Source organism: Streptomyces sp. NPDC015144 (genome assembly GCF_043079735.1).
Lineage (GTDB): Bacteria > Actinomycetota > Actinomycetes > Streptomycetales > Streptomycetaceae > Streptomyces.
On sequence record NZ_JBIBUU010000024.1, the window covers coordinates 25,751 to 41,487 of the forward strand.

The 15,737-nt window shown below is 73.4% G+C and carries 12 protein-coding genes; 10 read left to right on the forward strand and 2 right to left on the reverse strand.

Annotation, left to right across the window (positions count from 1 at the left end; all coding sequences use genetic code 11):
- The first annotated feature begins 72 nt into the window (after positions 1-72).
- The 3 genes from ACF08W_RS30470 to ACF08W_RS30480 all read left to right on the forward strand — a co-directional run bounded on the left by ACF08W_RS30470 (position 73) and on the right by ACF08W_RS30480 (position 2,251).
- On the forward strand, positions 73-1,305 hold the full coding sequence (locus ACF08W_RS30470; protein WP_385213476.1) for a sensor histidine kinase: 1,233 nt from the start codon (positions 73-75) through the stop codon (positions 1,303-1,305).
- Positions 1,293-1,928: a response regulator transcription factor gene (locus ACF08W_RS30475; RefSeq protein ID WP_259928450.1), complete on the forward strand. Its 636-nt coding sequence runs from the start codon at positions 1,293-1,295 to the stop codon at positions 1,926-1,928. Before ACF08W_RS30470 ends, ACF08W_RS30475 begins: the two co-directional genes overlap by 13 nt.
- Before the next feature lie 155 nt (positions 1,929-2,083).
- Entirely contained in the window at positions 2,084-2,251 is a 168-nt protein-coding gene (locus ACF08W_RS30480; RefSeq protein ID WP_352274468.1) for a hypothetical protein, read from the forward strand.
- Positions 2,252-2,384: 133 nt separating this feature from the next.
- Here the strand turns inward: ACF08W_RS30480 and ACF08W_RS30485 are convergent, their stop codons facing one another.
- Positions 2,385-2,873 carry a MarR family winged helix-turn-helix transcriptional regulator gene (locus tag ACF08W_RS30485; protein ID WP_385213472.1) on the reverse strand — a complete coding sequence of 163 codons (489 nt, stop codon included), beginning with the start codon at positions 2,871-2,873 and terminating at the stop codon, positions 2,385-2,387.
- 79 nt (positions 2,874-2,952) lie between these two features.
- Between ACF08W_RS30485 and ACF08W_RS30490 the strand changes: the two genes are divergently transcribed.
- On the forward strand, positions 2,953-5,082 hold the full coding sequence (locus tag ACF08W_RS30490) for an MMPL family transporter (protein ID WP_392281243.1): 2,130 nt from the start codon (positions 2,953-2,955) through the stop codon (positions 5,080-5,082).
- 197 nt (positions 5,083-5,279) lie between these two features.
- Here ACF08W_RS30490 and ACF08W_RS30495 read toward each other — a convergent pair whose 3' ends face one another.
- Positions 5,280-5,684, reverse strand: a complete 405-nt coding sequence (locus ACF08W_RS30495; protein ID WP_392281244.1) for a hypothetical protein — start codon at positions 5,682-5,684, stop codon at positions 5,280-5,282.
- A 297-nt stretch (positions 5,685-5,981) separates the two neighbouring features.
- Between ACF08W_RS30495 and ACF08W_RS30500 the strand changes: the two genes are divergently transcribed.
- The 6 genes from ACF08W_RS30500 to ACF08W_RS30525 all read left to right on the forward strand — a co-directional run bounded on the left by ACF08W_RS30500 (position 5,982) and on the right by ACF08W_RS30525 (position 15,706).
- On the forward strand, positions 5,982-9,422 hold the full coding sequence (locus ACF08W_RS30500; protein ID WP_392281245.1) for a DNA polymerase III subunit alpha: 3,441 nt from the start codon (positions 5,982-5,984) through the stop codon (positions 9,420-9,422).
- Positions 9,423-9,512: 90 nt separating this feature from the next.
- Complete coding sequence (locus tag ACF08W_RS30505) at positions 9,513-10,403, forward strand: hypothetical protein (RefSeq protein WP_392281246.1); 891 nt, start codon at positions 9,513-9,515, stop codon at positions 10,401-10,403.
- Between the two features lie 123 nt (positions 10,404-10,526).
- The gene (locus tag ACF08W_RS30510; RefSeq protein WP_392281247.1) at positions 10,527-11,768 is read left to right on the forward strand and encodes a Clp protease N-terminal domain-containing protein; all 1,242 of its coding nucleotides are present in this window, start codon (positions 10,527-10,529) and stop codon (positions 11,766-11,768) included.
- 85 nt (positions 11,769-11,853) lie between these two features.
- Positions 11,854-13,380, forward strand: coding sequence for a sensor histidine kinase (locus ACF08W_RS30515; RefSeq protein ID WP_392281248.1), 1,527 nt, complete (start codon positions 11,854-11,856; stop codon positions 13,378-13,380).
- A gap of 68 nt (positions 13,381-13,448) precedes the next feature.
- Positions 13,449-14,102: a response regulator gene (locus ACF08W_RS30520; protein ID WP_385213452.1), complete on the forward strand. Its 654-nt coding sequence runs from the start codon at positions 13,449-13,451 to the stop codon at positions 14,100-14,102.
- 380 nt (positions 14,103-14,482) lie between these two features.
- Positions 14,483-15,706 carry a PQQ-binding-like beta-propeller repeat protein gene (locus ACF08W_RS30525; protein WP_392281249.1) on the forward strand — a complete coding sequence of 408 codons (1,224 nt, stop codon included), beginning with the start codon at positions 14,483-14,485 and terminating at the stop codon, positions 15,704-15,706.
- Positions 15,707-15,737: the final 31 nt, after the last annotated feature.

Here is a 15,737-nt window from a genome sequence, read left to right on the forward strand (position 1 = left end):
TAGCGCGCTCCACCTGCCAGGTGGAGCGCGCACTTATGACAAGGGAACGCCCGTGAAGTACGGTCTTGCTCCATGGACCTGAAGGCAAGAGCACTCCACAGCCTACGATCCACGAGGTATCTCCTGGGTGGGCTCGCTACCGCTCTGCTTTCGCTCGTCGGTTACGTTCTGTTGCCACTCGTCTGCTTCTCACTGCTCTTCGCACCGGTCCTGCCCTGGGCGGTGCGGCCGTTGCGCGCCTTGGCCGACGCCGAACGCCGACGCGCCGAACGTGTTCTCGGCCGCCCCGTGCGCCGGCCCTACCCGACACCCGAGGGCAACGCCTACCAGCGGACGCGCCAACTCCTGCGGTCCCCGGGGACCCGCAAGGACGTGGCGTGGATGCTGGTGCACGGCATCGTGGGGCTGGTCCTTCCCGTCCTCGTCCTGGGCGTGCTGCTCAGTCTGCTGCTGACCATCTCCATCCCGCTGTGGTGGTGGACCCTCCCCGGCGGAACCCTCACCCTCCTCGCGGCCCCCCTCACCACCTGGATGCAGGCGATCGTCCTGTCCGCCGTGTGCGTCTGGCTCTTCGCCGCCCTCTTCTTCTGGCTTGCCCCCGCCACGATGAGGCTGGAGACCTGGATCGCGGAGGTCATGCTCGGTACGTGGACCGGCGCCGGCCGGCGGATCGAGGAACTGACCACCTCGCGCGCCGGAGCCCTCCAGGCCCACGAGGCGGAACTCCGACGGATCGAACGCGACCTCCACGACGGCACCCAGGCCCAACTCGTGGCGGTGGCCATGCGCCTGGCCCTGGCCGACCGCCGGTTCGACAAGGACCCCCGGAGTTCCCGGAGAATGGTGCTCGAAGCCAGGGACACGGTGGACGAGGCACTCGTCCAACTGCGCACCGTCATCCGCGGCATCCACCCGCCGATCCTCTCCGACCGGGGACTGAACGGGGCGATCCGCTCCCTGGCCGCGGGCCGGCCGATCCCCACCACCCTGGATCTGCCCGAGACCGACCGCCGCCCCCCGGCCGCCGTCGAGGCGGCCGCCTACTTCGTCGTCGCCGAGGCGCTGACCAACATCGCCCGGCACAGTCACGCGGACCGTGCGCAGGTGTCGCTCCGGTACGACGGCCCCACGCTGCGCATCCTGGTACAGGACGACGGGCGCGGAGGGGCCGAGCCCGGCTCCGCCTCGGGCAGCGGACTCGCCGGGGTACGGCGACGGGTCGCCGCTCTGGACGGTACGACGAGGATCGACAGCCCTGTCGGTTCCGGAACGACGATTGAGGTGGTGCTGCCGTGCGGATTGTGATCGCGGAGGACAACGTCCTTCTCCGCGAGGGTCTGATTCTGCTCCTGGAGGATGTCGGGCACGAGATCGTGGCCGTCGTGGGGAGCGGGCCCGAGATCGTCCCCACCCTGCTCGAACACCGGCCGGACGTCGCCGTCCTGGACGTCCGGCTGCCGCCCGGATTCCGCGACGAGGGGCTGCGTGCCGCCATAGAGGCCCGGAAGCTCATCCCCGGCCTGCCGCTCCTGGTGCTCTCCCAGTACGTCGAGGAGAGCTACGCCGCCGAACTGCTCGGACAGGGCGCCTCGGGGATCGGCTACCTGCTCAAGGACCGGGTGGGACACATCGAGGAGTTCCAGGACGCGCTGGAGCGGGTCGCCGCGGGCGGAACGGCGCTGGACCCCGAGGTCGTCTCCCAGTTGATGAGCCGCCGGGACCCGCTGGACGCGCTGTCCCCCCGGGAGCGGGAGGTCCTCGGGCTGATGGCGCAGGGCCTGGACAATCCCACGATCGCCACGACCCTGTTCATCACCGAACGCTCGGTCAGCAAGCACATCGGCAGCATCCTCGCCAAGCTGAACCTGCCGCCGAGCGACAGCGGTCACCGCCGGGTCCTCGCGGTGCTCGCCTACCTGAACGCCTGACCCGCGTCCCGGAGGTGTAGCGGGCTACACCTCCGGTTCGGGGGAACGGTCCGATGTGCCGACCGGGGGCGGAGGAAGAAGGTGGATGACGTAAGAGATCCCACCTCCCGGCCGCCCATCGGACCGCCGGGGGAGCACAACAGGAGGAACCCCTGATGAAGCCCGTGCTCTGGCTGCTGCTCATCGTCTCCACGGCGGCGGCGGTCTACGTCAGCACCTTCGCCCACTACACCGGCACCACGAGGGTCCTGGCCGGAGTCGGTACCGGCGTCGTCTGGGTCGGATCGGCGCTGGGAGTGTGGCTGACCAGCGGCAAGAAGTGACCCGTAGCGGCGAGAGCACCTGAGGAGGGGGCGTCCGGCAGTGAGCCGGGCGCCCCCTCCTCGTGCGTGACGCGGAGAACGGATCACGCGTGTTGCGGAGAACGGATCAATGCGTGACGCGGAAACGGACCCCTCACGCCTGCGGCTCGTGCGCCGCGGCCAGCTCGGCGTTGAGCGCCCGGAGGAAGTCCGCGATCGTGGTCAGCTGTTCCGGGGTGAACCGGCTGCGCGCGGTCTCGGTGGCCCGCGCGAGAGGGCTGAAGTACTCGCGCGCGAGCGCACGGGCGTCAGGGTTGTAGACGAGGTGGACGACCCTGCGGTCCGCGGTGTCGCGGACGCGGCTGACGTGCCCCGAACGCTCCAGCCGGTCGAGGCAGGCGGTGATCGCTCCGGAGGTCAGACCCAGCTCCTCCCGGAGGCGTGAGGGGGTCACCGGGCCGCCGGAGGACGCCGAGGAATCCATGATCACGGCGAGGGCGTGGATGTCCGTCGTGTGCAGGCCGTGCTGATGGGCGAAGTCCAGGGTGGTCCGGTTCAGCTCGCGGTTCAGCGTTCGCAGCAGGGTGGCGTAGGCGAACAGGTCGCTGGCCTGGTCGGTCGTGTCCGGTGAGCGTGACGGCATGCGTCAATCCTAGTATCACTCAATCATTGAGATAGTTTATTGTTGAGTTACCTTTACTCGCTCGTCCCCTGGGGAATCGATGAACCGCGTGCGCCGACCAGTCCGCTGGCTGGTCCCCCTCGTCCTCGTCGTGGTCTGGATCGGCCTGGGGGGAGCCTTCGGCTCCTACGCGGGCAAGCTCGGTGAGGTGTCCACCAACGACCAGGCCGCCTTCCTGCCCCAGAACGCCGAGTCCACGAAGGTGATCGAGCGGCTGAAGACCTTCGACCAGCGGGAGGCCCTGCCCGCGATCCTCGTCTGGACATCCGCCCAGGGCGGCGACATGTCGCAGTCCCAGCAGGAGGCGGCGACCGACGCGCTGCAATCGCTGAAGGGCGCCCGGGGAGTGGAGGGCACTCCCTCCCCGGCCTTCCCCTCGGAGGACGGCGAGGCACTCCAGGGGGTCGTGCCACTGTCTCCGGACCTCGGGGACGGGCTCGGCGAGACGCTGGACATGATCCGGGCCGCGGCGGACGCCGTACCGGACAGCCGGGCCCAACTCGCCGGGCCCGCGGCCAACCAGGGGGATCTGAAGGAGGCGTTCGCCGGGATCGACGGGGTGCTGCTCGGCGTGGCCCTCGCCGCGGTCCTGCTCATCCTCCTGTTCGTCTACCGCAGCGTCCTCCTCCCGTTCCTCATCATCATCAGCTCGGTCTTCGCCCTCGGGGTCGCCTGCGCGATCGTCTACGTGCTCGCCGACAACGACATCGTCCGCGTCGACGGCCAGGTGCAGGGCATCCTCTCCATCCTCGTGATCGGCGCGGCCACCGACTACGCCCTCCTGCTCACGGCCCGCTTCCGTGAGGAACTGGCCGCCACCGGCGACCGCGCCGCAGCCGCCCTGGCCGCCACCCGTGGCTCGTTCGGAGCCATCACGGCCAGCGCCGCCACCGTCGCACTCGGCCTGCTCGCCCTTCTCCTGAGCGACCTGACCAACAACAGGGCGCTCGGGCCGGTCGGGGCGATCGGGGTGGTCTGCGCCGTGCTCACGACCCTCACCTTCCTGCCCGCGGTCCTGGCCCTGATGGGCAGGGCCGCCTTCTGGCCCGCCAGGCCGAAGCCGGCCGACGCCGGGACCGGGGGCCACGGGATCTGGCGCCATGTCGCCCGCCGGGTGGACCGCCGTCCCCGGCAGCTGTGGATCATCACCACCGGCCTGCTGCTGGCCGGCGCCGCGTTCTTCCCCGCGCTCCAGTCGAAGGGGGTCCCGTTCGACGAGCTCTTCGTCAACGACGCGCCGTCCGTCGCGGCGCAGCGGACCCTGGGCAAGCACTTCCCCGGCGGCTCCGGTCAGCCGGCGGTCATCGTCGCCGACGCGGACGGCCGGGCCGCAGTACGGGAAGCCGCCCGCCGGACACCGGGAGTGGCCGACGCGCAGGTGGTCACCGACGCACCCGGCGGGAATCCTCTGGTCGTCGACGGCCTGGTCCGCATCAACGCGACGCTGACCGACGCCCCGGACAGCGACGCCGCCAAGGAGACGGTCCGAGATCTCCGCGACCGGGTCCACGCCGTGGACGCGCACGCTCTCGTGGGCGGCTACACGGCCCAGCAGTACGACACGCAGCGCACCGCCGAGCACGACAAGAACCTCATCATCCCCGTCGTCCTCGCGATCATTCTCGCCATCCTCGTCGTTCTGCTCCGCTCGTTGCTCCTGCCCGTCCTGCTGGTCGCCACCGTGGGCCTGAACTACCTGGCGACGCTGGGGGTAGCCGGACTGGTCTTCGAGCACGGATTCGGGTTCTCGGGCACGGACGCCTCCGTGCCCCTGTACGGATTCGTCTTCCTCGTCGCCCTGGGCGTCGACTACAACATCTTCCTCATGTCCCGCGTCCGCGAGGAAACGCTGCGGCTCGGAACCAGGCAGGGAATGCTCCGCGGGCTCGTCGCCACCGGCGGCGTGATCACATCCGCGGGAGTGGTCCTGGCCGCCACCTTCGCGGCCCTCGTCGTCATCCCCCTCGCCTTTCTGGCGCAGATCGCCTTCATCGTCGCCTTCGGCGTGCTGCTGGACACCATCGTGGTGCGCTCGCTCCTGGTGCCCGCGCTCGTGAGGGACATCGGTCCCGCGGTGTGGTGGCCCGGCCGACTGGCGCGGCAGACGGATGCCGGGGGCCCGATTCTGCCCGCGGCCGACGCGAAAGCAACGGAAACCGCCAGCAGTTGAGGTGTACCCGGGGAGCGGCTCCGTGGTCGTCGAGGACGGCGGCCACGGCAGTTCCCCGATGAAGGCCGGCGCCTGCGTACCCGGGCGCGGCAGGCCCGGCCGTCCTCACGGCCACGCCGACCGTCCCGGTCCGTCGCCCCGTCGCCCCACCGCCCCGGCGGTGCTCCGGCGTCGGGGCGACTCGCGGTGACGGCCGGTCAGTCCTCGATCGGCTCGGCCTCGCTCAGGTCCTCCAGCCGCACCGGCCGCAGCCCCTCGAACACCACCCCGACCCCGTACGGCTCGCAGATCGGCAGGTCTCCCTCCGCGAACCGCAGCATCCACCCGTCGGTGTAGACGTTCACCTCCGGAGTGTCCAACGCCGCCCGCTCCTCCGGCACGTCCAGCCGCGCGCAGACGAACCGCCGGGCCTCCGCCACCACGTCGTCCAAGTGCTCCAGCACCTCCCCGAGCAGCCGCAGATCCACCGCCCCGACGTCCTCGCCCGCCTCCACCATCACGTTCACATTCACCCCTGCCCACCGCTCGGGCTCCGCCACCCCCCACACCGCGAGCCCACCCGGCCCGTCGGACACCTGCACCAGCGGCCCCACACCACGCACCGTTCCGCCCCCTTCCTTCTGTTCCGCCACCCTACGGCCGCCGGACTCCCGAGCATCCGGGGAGAGCAGCGCCGGAGCCGTCAGCCGCCGGAGTGCGGTGCCGACGGCAGGGTGGTGGAAGCGCTTGCTGCCGGGCCATGGCGGCGGACTGGCGTGGGTCGAGGACCTGGAAACGGGACGGGGGAAGCGGCGTCCGTTCGATATTCGAATGAGTGTGCGAATATTGGGTTAGGGTGCTTGGACGGTCGAGACGGTACGGACGACACAAAGGGGGCTATCGGGAACCAGGAGGTGTGTATGTCTTTCACGCATCTCCATGTGGCGAGCGGTTACTCGCTGCGGTACGGGGCCAGCCACCCGCAGGACCTGGCGGAGCGGGCCGCCGAGCGGGGCCTGGATGCCCTGGCGCTGACCGACCGGGACTCGCTCGCGGGCTCGGTGCGCTTCGCCAAGGCGTGTGCCCGGTTCGGGGTCAGGCCGCTGTTCGGGGTGGATCTGGCGGTACCCGGCGGCCCCGGGGCGTCGGGGGAGGCGCCGGTCAAGCGGCGGACCCCGGCCCGGGGCGGCGCGTTCGTGGCGGAGGCTCCGCTGCGCGCGGTGTTCCTCGCCCGGAACCCGCGCGGCTGGGCCGAGCTGTGCCGGCTCGTGTCGGCGGCGTCGGACCAGGGCATCGGCTGGGAGGACCTGGCCTGCCCGGAGGACGACGTGTTCGTGCTGCTCGGGGCGGACTCCGAGGTCGGACGGGCACTGGCGGCGGGACGGCCGGACCGGGCCGCGGTGCTGGTCGGCCCGTGGCGCGAGCGGTTCGGCCGGTCGTTGCGCATGGAGGTGTCGTGGCACGGGCGGTCCGGCACCGGGCCCGGTTCGCTGCGGCTCGCCGCGCGGATGGCGGGCTTCGCCGCCGAACAGCGGGTGGAAGCCGTGGTGAGCAACGCCGTACGCTACGCCGATCCGCATCAGGGCGAGGTCGCCGACATCCTGGACTCCGCGAGGCTCCTGGTGCCCGTCGACACCCGGGACGCGTCCCGGCTCGACGGCGGGCAGCGGTGGCTGAAGGACGCGGGCGGGATGGAGCGGATCGCCGGGCGGATCGCCGAGTCGGCGGGCGGCCGGGAAACGGACGCGCGGCGGCTGTTCGCGGCGACCGAGGAGACGGCGGCGGCCTGCGTGGTCGATCCGGGCGAGGCGTTCGGGCTGGGACGGCTGAACCTTCCGGAACCCGGGCTGGTGGGCGCGTCGGCCGAGTCCGCGGACAAGGTGCTGGCCGACCGGTGCGCGGCGGGCATGATGAACCGCGGCTACCACCGTGAGGCGGCGCGGTGGGACCGGGTCGAGGACGAGCTGCGGATCATCGCCGGGCACGGTTTCGCGGGGTACTTCCTGACCGTCGCCGAGGTGGCGGAGCAGGCCCGGCGGCTCGGCATCCGGGTCGCGGCGCGCGGTTCGGGCGTGGGTTCGCTGGTCACGCACCTGCTGGGGATCAGCCCGGTCGACCCGGTGGCGCACGGCCTGCTGATGGAGCGGTTCCTCTCCCCGCGGCGCTCGGCGCTGCCCGACATCGACCTGGACGTGGAGTCGGCACGCCGCCTGGAGGTCTACCGGGCCGTACGGGAGCGGTTCGGGGCCGGCCGGGTGGCGACGCTCGCGGTGTACAAGACGTACCGCGCGCGCGGCGCGATCGAGGACGTGGCGCGGGCCCGGGGCATGGCCCCCGAGGACGCGGCGCGTCTCGCGAAGGAGTTCCCGCAGATCCGGGCGAAGGACGTCCGGGCGGCGCTCGCCGAACTGCCGGAGCTGCGCGGGGTCGCGGCCGAGGACCACGGCCGGCTGTGGGAGCTGGTGGAGTCCCTCGACGGGCTGCCGCACGAGGCGGCGATGCACCCCTGCGGCCTGCTCGTCTCCAACGCCGGACTGCTCGAACGCACCCCGGTGGCGCCGACCACCGTCGAGAACATCGCCATGTCCCAGTTCGACAAGGAGGACATCGAGGACACCGGGCACCCGAAGATCGACGTCATCGGGGTGCGCATGCTGTCCGCGATCTCCCACGCGGTCGCCGAGATCGAGCGGGCCACCGGCGAGCGCCTCGACCTGGACGACCCGGCGCAGGTGCCGCCGGACGACCCGGCCACGTACGACATGATCGTGTCCGGGGACACCCTGGGGACCTTCCAGCTGGAGAGCCCCGGCCAGCGCGAGCTCGTACGGAATCTGAGGCCCCGCTCCTTCGGCGATCTGGCCCTGGACATCAGCCTGTTCCGGCCCGGCCCGGTGGCCGCCGACATGGTGACACCGCTGATCGAATCCCGGGACGGCCGGAGGCGGACCCGCTGCCCGCACCCGGATCTGGAGCCGATCCTGCGGGAGACCGAGGGGCAGGTCGTCTTCCACGAGCAGGTCATCGCGATCGTGGCGACGATGACCGGCTGCGACCGGGGCATGGCCGACGAGGCGCGCCGCGCCCTGTCCGACTCCGGGCGGCGGGGCCGGGTCAGGGCCTGGTTCGCCGACCGGTCACGGGCCCGCGGCTATTCCGTCCGGGCCGTGCGGGACGTGTGGGACATCCTGGAGGGCTTCGGCAGCTTCGGATTCGCCAAGGCGCACGCCGCGGCCTTCGCGCTGCCCGCGTACCAGTCGAGCTGGCTGAAGGCGCACCGGATGGCCGCCCTGCTCGCCGGGCTGCTCACCCACGACCCCGGGATGTACCACAAGCGCGTCCTGGCCGCGGACGCCCGGCGCCACGGGGTGCCGCTGCTGCTGCCGGACGTCAACCGCTCCCATGTCGCACACACAATCGAACTGGTGTCCGGTAAATGGGGGGTGCGCATCGGGTTGTCGCAGGTCCGCGGTGCCACCGAGGCGGAGAACGCGCGCATCGAGGGCGGGCAGCCGTACACCTCGCTGGAGGACTTCTGGCAGCGCGCCCGCCCCAGCCGCCCCCTGGCCGAGCGCCTGGCCCGGGTCGGCGCGCTGGACACCTTCGGCGTCCGACGCGAACTCCTGCTGAAAATATCCGAGTTGCACCGGACCGGGCGCGGCCACGACGCCTCCGCGGGGCAACTCCCCATGGCGGAGGCCGACGCCGGGCCCGCACCGCACGACACCGTCCCGGCCACCGGGCTCCCCGCCATGAGCGGCTCCGAGCAGCTCGCCGCGGAACTGGACGTACTCGGCATGGACGTCTCACGCCATGTCCTGGAGGAGCACCGGTCCCTGCTCGCCGACATCGGGGCGACCCCCGCCGCCGCCCTGCCCGGACTGCGGCCCGGCACCACCGTGCTGGTCGCGGGCGTCAAGGTCGCCACCCAGACCCCGCCGATCCGGTCGGGCAGACGGGTCGTCTTCGCCACCCTCGACGACCCGACGGGCCTGTCCGACCTGGCGTTCTTCGAGGACAGCCACGCACGCTGCGCCCATACGGTCTTCCACAGCGGCCTGCTGCTCGTACGCGGGACGCTGGCGCGGAGGCCGCCGCGCGCCTTCAGCATCACCGGCACGGCCGCCTGGGATCTGGCCGAGCTGATCGAGCTGTACGCCGAGGGAGGCCCGGCCGCCGTCGCCGACCGGCTCGCCCGCCCCGCCGCCGACCGCCGGTCCGGAACGCGCCGCACCCTCGCCCAGCCGACCGGCTCCGCCCTGCACCCCTGGGCCGACCTCAGGCCGCCCGGCACCCCGGCCGCCCACACCGCCCTCGACGGAAGGGTCTTCCACCACGCGAGCACCGGAAGCGCGGGGTGAGCGGCGATGATCCTCTACCTCCACTTCGGGGACCCGCAACCCGAGCCGACGTACCGTCAACTGCTCGACGTAGTGGGGGAGTTCACGCCAATGGGGCAGGCCCTCCCGCCGGACGCGGCGCTCGCCGACGTGTCCGGGAGCGTGCGGTACTTCGACCGGGACGCCGCCGGGATCGCCGCACTGATCCGGATGCGGGTGGCCGCCCGGTTCGACCTCGACACGACGGTCGGCATCGGACCCAACCCCCTGCTCGCCCAACTGGCCGCCCATCGCGGGGCCGCCGGCGCGATCCGTACCGTCCCGGACGACCCCGGGGCCGTCGCCGCGTTCCTGACCGGCCTGCCCGCCGCCGCCCTGCCCGGGGTCGGCCCGGCGACGGCACGCACCCTGGCCTCCTACGGCCTGGTCACCGCCGACCGGATCGCCGCCACCCCGCTGCTCACGCTCCAGCGCATCCTGGGCACGGCGGCCGGGCGCCAGCTCCACCGGAGGGCGGCGGGCCTCGACCCCACCCGGGTCGTGCCGGGCTCCCCGCCCCCCACGTTCAGCGCCGAACACCGTTTCGTACGCGACGAACTCGACCCCGGCCGGCAGCGCGGCGCCCTGACCCACCTCGCCGAACGCCTCGGCTCCCGGCTCCGCGCCGAGCGGCGGGCCTGCCAGGCGCTGACCCTGACCGTCCAGTACGCCGACCGGTCCACGACCACCCGCAGCCGGACCCTGCCCGAGGCCACCGCCCACAGCCCCCGGCTGCGCGAGGCCGCCCACGCGCTGCACGGGACGCTCGGCCTCCAGCGGGCCCGGGTCCGCTGCCTCACCCTGCGGGCCGAGAAGCTGTGCGACGAGGGTGCGGTCTCCCGGCAGTTGTCCTTCGGGCCCGAGGACGACAGGGCGCACCGCATCGAGGCCGCGGCCGACCGGGCCCGTGCCCGCTTCGGACCGGACGCGGTGCGCCCCGCGAGCACGGCGGGACTGAGGTGAGACGAACGCCCGAACCCGGTGGCCGGTCGGCCAGGGAGTATGGCCGGTCGGCCGACGCGGTGTCGCGGCGGCCCTTCCTAGAGTCGAGCCCGAACGGACACCGGAACGAGGAGGGGACGTCCGATGGACCGACGGACCACGGAAGACCAGCGGGGTACGACCACCATGCACGAGGACGCCACGGCAGGGGCCGGTACGGGGGCCGAGTTCGAGACCGACGTCATGGCGCTGCTCGTCGCGGCGCTGCGCGGCGCGGTCAAGCTGGAGGCGACGACGGTGGGGACCGAGAACCTGCTGGCCGCGCTGGTGATGGGGGACAGCGACGCGGGCGCGGCGATCGCACCGGGCATGCGGAAGCCCGGCGCGATCGGCGGACTGGTGGCGGGGCGGGGCGGCCGCGGCTGGGCGAGTACCGACGACGCGGACACGACCGTGTCCCGCGCGGACGCGGCCGACGCCCACGAGGTCACCGCCGCCTGGCGCGAGGCGCACTGGCGGTTCGGGCTCGGAGCGCGCCGCCCGGCCGTCGAGGACGACCGGCCGCTGCCCGGCATGACGGGGGCTCTGCGCGGCTGCCTGCTGCTGGCGTTGGAGTCGGCCCGCGCCGAGGGGTCCGTCTCCGTGCGCTGCCGGCACGTGGCCCGCGCGCTGCTGGAACTGCCGGACAGCCGCGCCCGCGAGGCGCTGGTGGTGGAGCGGCTGGACCTGGCCGCCGCGACGAGGGCGCTCGACGTCCTGGACACCCGGGACGCGGGCGACCCGGACGCGTCCGGGAGGCCCGAGTCGCACGGTGTCCTGCTGCTCCGCCGGGCCGGCACGCTGGGCAGGAGCGGCAACCCCCTGACGCGTGCCCTGACGTCGTGGCTCTCCGGGTCCGGCCAGTACGGCTCCCCGATGCTGTTCGCGGTGCTGGTCGAGACGGACCGGCAGGCGGTACGCGGCGGGCACCGCGAGGTACGGCCCGTGGACCTCCTCCTGGGCATCCTCGCCCTGGACCGGGCCCTGGCCGTTGCCGGGAAGGCCCTGCCCGGTGAGTTGGCGGCCGCCAACTCCGCCGCCGCGCTGCTGCGCCGGCACGGCGTACGACCGGACCGGCTGGGCCGGGCGGCGAGCACCGCGGGGGAGGCCGCCGCCGGGGGGAAGGTGCGGCGCGCCGCCGCCGAGCGGGCCACGGCGGTCGCCCAGCTCAAGGCCGCCGAGCACGGGTCGGCCACGGTCGGAACGGTCCATCTGCTGGCCGCCCTCCTCGACGAGTCCGCGGCCGACGCCCCGGCCCCGGACACCACGGTCGCCGGACTCCTGGCCGCCCAGGGCGTGGACGTCGCCGCGCTCCGGGCCGACCTGCCGCTCGGGCCGGGCGCGTGAGAGCGGGGGCCGCCGGGACACGGCGTCCCCGTCCGGCGCTACCGTCCACCCCGGCGCGTTCCTCGCGCCGGAAGGGGGGACGACCATGAGTGAGGTACCCGAGGACGCGGGCCGGGCCCGCCCGCCCGCGTGGCGCCGGCCGGGCGACGTGGTCCGGTGGGCGCGCGCCGAGGTGGCCGCGAGCCCGGCGGCCGTACGGGAGGCGGCGGGGGGTGGTGTCACCGCCGATGCCGTGCTGGGTCTCCTCGCGCTGGCCCTCGGTCTGGTCCCACTCCTGGTGGTGCATCCGGAGCGGCCGGTACCGGCGGTGCTGGAGGCGGTGTGGGCGGCGCTGCTGGTGGTGGGGCGGCGCGGCCGGCCCGTGGCGGCGGTGGTGTGCGCCGCGCCGCTGCTGGTGGGCGCCAACGTGTGGACGCTGGCGGCGATTCCGCTGATCGTACTGTCCGCCACCCGCCGGATCGCGCCGCCCCGGCGGGCGTGGCGGGTGGTGGGGGCGGCCTGCGCGGTGGCCGGAGCGCTGACCGTGGTGCGCGCCCTGGCCGGCGGCGGGCCGCTGCTGACGGAGCTGGCCGGCAACGCGGTCTCCGCGGTGCTGCTGCTCGTCCTCCCGGCCCTGTCGGGGACCCTGCTCGGCACCCGGCGGCCCCTGGTCGACCTGCTCCGCGAACGCAACGCCTATCTGGAGCAGACCCGCACACTGACCGCCACGGCGGCCCGGATGGAGGAACGGACCCGGATAGCCGGTGAGATGCACGACCTCCTGGGCCACCGGCTGAGCCTGATCTCGGTCCACGCCGGGGCGCTGGAGCTGGCCGCCGGACGGCAGGCCCCCGCCCTCGCGGGACAGGTGGAGCTGCTGCGCACGACGGCCGGTACGGCGATGGAGGAGCTCCGCGAGATCCTCGGCGTGCTGCGCCACGCGGACCTCGCGGACGCGTACGAGGGCGCTGCCGAGGGGCCGGGCGCGGACACCGGTGCGCGGGGAACCTACGAGGACATCTCCGCCCTGGTCGCGCAGTCCCGGCAGACGGGCGACGGACCGGTCGAGCTGGAGTGGACGCTCCCCGCCACGGCCGAGGTCGACCCCCGTACCCGGCAGGCGGTCCACCGGGTGGTCCGGGAAGGCTTGACGAACGTGCTGAAGCACGCGTCCGGCGCGCCCGTGCGGGTGGAGGTCCGAGCCGTGGGCGCGGAGCTCCGGGTCGGCGTGGCGAACGGGGCCCCGCGTACGGGCGGCCGCTCGTACGGGGGCACGCACAGCGGCCTGGCCGGTCTGCACGAGCGGATCTCCATGCTGGGCGGAACCTTCGCGGCGGGGCCCCGGCCGGACGGGGGGTTCGCGCTGACGGCCCGTCTGCCCCTCGGTGACGTGAACGGCGCCCTCCCGTCCGCACGCGCCCAACTCCCCGACCGGACCCACGCGTACGGCTCCCCGGCGTCCGGTGCGCCGACGGGGGCACGGAGCCGGGGAGGGGCGCACGCCCCGCTGCGGGCCGAGGTGCTGACCTGGCCGAGGATCCTGGGGGCCGGCTGCGTGGCGGTGGCCGTCGTCCTGCCCACGGCGGGCTTCCTGGCCGTCCTGCTGGTGATGGCGGTGCTGCGAGGTGTCTGACACGGGCTCACGGACGGGGCCGCGCGGTCGCCCGCGCCCACCCGCCGGGCACCTCGTAGGATGACCGGGTGATCCGAGTTCTGGTCGCCGACGACGAGGCGCTGATGCGTACGGGCATCCGGCTGATCCTGGAGAACGCCGAGGACATCGATGTCGTGGCCGAGGCCGCCGACGGCGGGGAAGCGGCGGCGGCCTGCCGGTCCCAGGAGGTCGACGTCGCCCTCCTCGACCTCCGGATGCCGGTCAGGGACGGGATCGCGGCCGCACAGGACATCACCCGCCTCTCGCCGCGCACCTACGTGGTGATGCTGACGGCCTTCGGCGAGGAGGCGAGCGTCACGCGCGCCCTGCGCGCCGGGGCGAGCGGCTACCTCCTCAAGGACACCGGACCCAACGACCTGATCCACGCCGTGCGCCTCGCGGCGAAGGGCGAACCGGTCCTGGCCCCCCGCATCACCCGCCAACTCCTCGAACGCCACGTCCGGTCCGGCCGCGACACCGAGAACGCGCGGCGCCGGATCGAGGAACTCACCCCGGCCGAGAGCGATGTGCTGCGCCTGCTCGGCCAGGGGCTCTCCAACCCCGAGATCGCCGACGAGCTGTACATCAGCACGGGCACCGTCAAGGCGCACATCAGTCGCATCCTGACGCGCACGGGCAGCGCCAACCGCGTCCAGGCGGCGGTCCTGGCGCACGACGCCGGGCTCCTGGGCGGCCGTTGAGCCGCAGCGGTCGCCGCCCGCTGTCGGACCCCGCCCCCAAGCCGCCTACCACCCGCACTGCGGCTTCCAGGTGCACGCCCGTCCCCGGGGCTGGGCCATCCGCGTCGAGTCCCCCATCTCCCGGTGGACCTCCTGCACGCCGCCGAGCCCTTCTGAGGCGTCCGAACGGCCGGGGCGGGTATCTCCGTGCACGGCGACGGAATCCCGCCCCCCGGCCCCGACGAGCCTTTCCCCGAAGCCGTTGTCGCGGGTCCTTCACGGCTTTGTCATGTTTGCGTACCGCCGCGTGGCTGGCCGAAATGCACTGGTTAACGTGAGCGGGCCGGGACGCCCAAGGGGGCGTGCCGACTTTCACGTGGACAAGGAACGGGGATACGGACATGGGTGGACACGACGCACGGGTGCTCTCGCGGCGAGGGGCGCTCCGGCTGGCCGGTACCGGCCTGGGGCTGGCCCTGCTCGGGACGGGTGCCTGGGGGTGCTCGCCGGACGAGGAGCAGGGCGGCGCCGCCGCGACGCCGGGCGCCGGGGGAGACGGCGACTCCTTCACCACGCCCCCGCCCGGCAGGGCGCCGAAGCCGCTGTGGAAGGCCGCCACCGCCAACAACTCCCTGAGCAGCACGGGCGCTCTCGCGGTCAGCGGCGGCCTCGCCCTGGTGGCGGCCGATCCCCTCGTCGCGTACGACGTCGCCAGCGGGCGGGAGAAGTGGTCCCGCAAGGGCGTCACCATCCCCGGCGCCCGCATCCTCGTCGGCGGCGGCACGCTGTTCCTGGCCAGCGCGGAGTACGACGGCGACGTGGTCGGTCTCGACCCGCGGACCGGCAAGGAGACCTGGCGGAGCAGGATCGGCAAGGAGTACGCCCAGCCCCGCCCGATGGCGGCCGACGACCGGCACGTCTACGTCCTCGCCGGCATCCTCGAGAAGGACTTCTCGACGCCCGACAACGTGATCGCGGCCATCGACACCACCACGGGCAAGGTCGTCTGGCGCGAGCAGCGCGACGCGGGCACCGAGGAGCACGGCATCACCGCCCAGGTCGCCGAGGGACGCCTCGTCTACACGGACTACCGCAAGAACGTGACCGTCCGCGACACCGCCACGGGGCGGCAGATATGGACGAAGAAGATCAAGAACGCCAACTGGGAACAGTTCGCCGTGCACAAGGGCCTGGTGATCGTGGCGGACGGGCGGCGGCTGCGCGCGCTCTCCCTCGCCGACGGTGCGGAGCACTGGACGCTCGACACCGGCGACTTCACCTCCTTCAACGGACCGCAGGTGCTCGACGGCGTCCTGTACGTCTCCGACCGCCTGCACGGCATGTGGGCCGTGGAGCCGGAAACCGGCAAGACCGTCTGGCGCAACCAGGAACTGCTGGAGAAGGCCGCCTACTCCTGGCAGTTCACCAAGGCCGGGAACACGCTGTACGGGGCGAGCGAACTCGACGACAAGGGCGGCATCCACGCCTTCGACGCCGCGACCGGCAAGCTGCGCTGGACGTACAACGACGGGACCGGCGACATCCAGCGCTGGTACGTGGCCGGCGCGGGCAAACGACTCGCCGTCCTGCACGCCGCGAACCTCTGCGCCCTGCCGGCGGTCTGACCGCACACCCGGAAGGTCCCGGGGGAGTGCG